Raw genomic sequence first — 2700 nt, 5'->3', positions numbered from 1 at the left:
GCGCCGATCATGTATGTCGTCACCGGCATGGCCAGCGTGCGTATCAACGCCCTGCCGCCAAACGACTGGACCACGCCCCTGGCCGCGCCCGAACTGCCTGAAGCATTCGTGCCGGAAGCGATGCGCTTCGGCCAGGCTAGCAGCGCGTTCGACCAGGGCATGGATGCACCGGGAGAAGCGCGCGACAAGGCGCGCCAGCGGGAAGCCGGCGACCCGTATGCGGGTGACCGCAAGGTGCCGAACCACGCGACCAAAGAAGCGAAGTTGAAAGGCACCGACGCCGCCGCAGGCGATGTTGCCAGTGAAGCCGCGCTGCGCTACGAGCATCATGCCATGTTGCGCATGGATGCGAAGCGCGAGGGTCTTTACAAAAACACGGACAAGGTGACCGAAGAGGACTCGCCGGGAAGCGCCAGTGCCCGGTACACGGCATGGCGTAACGACAAGATCAAGGAAGCGCTGGCCGATAACATCGATACGCATGCGACCGACCACTCGACCATCATGACCAACGGCATGCATGCGCAGAAGGCGCTGGCATATGACGTGGCCATTGGTGTTTGCCGCATCAGGCCGGACGATCTGGCCGCCTTGCGCGTGTTGGCGGATTGGCGCTATCTGAAAGAAATCGATAAAGACGAGCCAAACGCAGCGTTTCATGATTATTTCTTGAACGGCCTTTTCAGAAACCGCTCTGCCATGGACTGGGCTACTAAGACAGATGAGGGCAGCATGCCATCCAAAATTATCGACAAGCGTGAGATTTTTTCAAAATGAACGGGGAAATTCCATGACGATCTTTATCCGAACGTGGGCGCGCCGCGCCGCCTGCAGCGTGGTTGCGCTGGTCACGCTTTTTTTTCTCACTTCTTACTGGAGCTATCGGACTGAAACCGACGGCACGCACCGGATGACTGATGGGGAACTGAGCCTGCGCTTGTTTGCGCTGCCGACTCTCGGAGCCGGCATTGTGTTGGCGCTGACGACTTTGCTTGCTGCGAATATGACCAAAGCAGCACCCACGATATCCACCGCGCTACCGGCAGTCCAGAAGCCTTATATGGCCCAGGTCGTCGGCCTGCAATGGTTGAATCCGCTTCAGCGGCGTGATTACCCCGCTGAGTGGCAACTGTTGTGGACCATGGGGCTGGCCTGGCCAAACAAGGATGACGACAAGGTCAAATCGAACCCCAAAAAATATGGAACTTTACAATCGATCGCTGATATAGCAAGCGGAATCAATGGCACTGCATCTTTAAAAAATTATCACTACAGCTATCTGGAAGAATTGACACATTTGTTCCGAGATATTTACTTCACCGATTCAGACTATTTTTACAATGCACACTCGCTGAAGGATAAGACGACCTGGCGTGAACTCGCCGGCATTCACGTGGAATACGCTCTTCCTGGTGGCAAACTTGATCCGGTCGAGGCTGCCGGTGCTGCGCGCGAAAATATTATCAAAAGCTTCGATATCGGAAATCAATGGTTCCCAAATTCATGGACCCGTAGCACGCCCCCAGACGTACGACTGACGATCGGTGGTCCAAACGCCGGTTTCACCTCCCTCGCGGCGGGCCTAGACTATCTGCAAGCCCACCCTGCCGAAACTGTCTGGGTGATGAACTGGGACGCCCCCAGCCGCCCTAAGGATGCGCAAATCAACGAGAACATGGTTCTGCTCGTCCTGGCCGGCCCGGACTATAAAACTGACCGCGCACCACTGGCATGGCTGCCCTACCCCGCCGTCAGAAAAGCCAGCGCATTCGAGGCAAGCGACAACGGCCAGTCACGCCCCCTGCAAGCCTGGAAAGCGGCGCTCGACAAAGCCGCCGCGAACGCCGGCATCCAGAAAACCTCAATCGGCTTCGTCATCCACGACGCCGCCAACCTGCACCGCGACTCGTCCGACCGCCTGGCCGTCCTGGCCCGCACCATGACCGAAGAAGTCCCCGAGCTCGACTTTATGAAGCAGACCTTCAATACCCCCGCGCTGCTTGGCGAAATGGGTGCGGGCACGGCCCTTACGAATGTCGCGCTGGCGATTGCCTACGCTAACCACTTCGGCAAGAACGTGCTGGTGGCCGGCACCACCGACCATGAGGAGCTTACCGCCACAGTCGTGCTGCCGCCGCCCGTCGTGCGACCGATCATACCCGACGCACCCTGGTTCCGCGCCCGGGGCGGCAACCATGCGTATTTGCCGTGGTGGGGCCTGCGCAATGATGCACCGCCAACTTGGCCACAAGGCTTTTCCCAATAATCGACGAGAGGAATCCCATGCGTCGTGTGATCCAAATGAACGATCATCCAGCCACTGCGGCAAAGTGGTTTCCGCCGCACCGCATACAACCGTGATGGGCATTGCCATGGCGCACAGGGGCGACCATTGCGTGTGCCGTGTGAAAGGCCACGAGGTTTGTTTCATCGCGAAAGGCGAACTCATAGCGGAGAAGGAAATCACGTTTGTCGTCACCGGCGGCGCCTACCTCACCCTCAAGGGCGGCAACGTGGAAATCGGCGGGCCGGGGGCGATGACGATCAACACCGATGGGCACCACTGGAATGGCCCTGCCAGCGGCAAAACCGCGCTGCCCACATTTTCGGAAGGCGAATTCGCGCGCATCCCGCGCCTGCTGCGCGCCACCGACGGCCAGCCTGTTGAAGGCATGCAGGTGCACGTGGCGCGGGCCGGCG

At 59.1% G+C, this 2700-nt stretch carries 2 protein-coding genes and 1 pseudogene; all 3 read left to right on the top strand.

The genetic code is table 11. The annotated features are described in order from the left end of the window. Positions 1-777: pseudogene (locus V6M87_RS27100) on the top strand (T6SS effector phospholipase Tle3 domain-containing protein); the annotation flags it as partial. A gap of 13 nt (positions 778-790) precedes the next feature. After that, positions 791-2266, top strand: a complete 1476-nt coding sequence (locus tag V6M87_RS27095) for a hypothetical protein (RefSeq protein WP_332879784.1) — start codon at positions 791-793, stop codon at positions 2264-2266. Further along, positions 2226-2700: DUF2345 domain-containing protein (locus tag V6M87_RS27090; RefSeq protein ID WP_332879783.1), on the top strand; the 475-nt coding region annotated here is incomplete at its 3' end. The genes V6M87_RS27095 and V6M87_RS27090, both read left to right, overlap by 41 nt.

Source organism: Massilia sp. S19_KUP03_FR1, from assembly GCF_036688685.1.
GTDB lineage: Bacteria > Pseudomonadota > Gammaproteobacteria > Burkholderiales > Burkholderiaceae_D > JALYUM01.
The sequence above is the reverse complement of the archived record's forward strand: the minus strand, read 5'-3'. Positions and strand labels throughout refer to the sequence as shown.

Excerpts from the sequence above, each read along its gene's own strand:
- V6M87_RS27095 (WP_332879784.1), top strand. The coding sequence starts at position 791 with ATGACGATCTTTATCCGAACGTGGGCGCGCCGCGCCGCCTGCAGCGTG.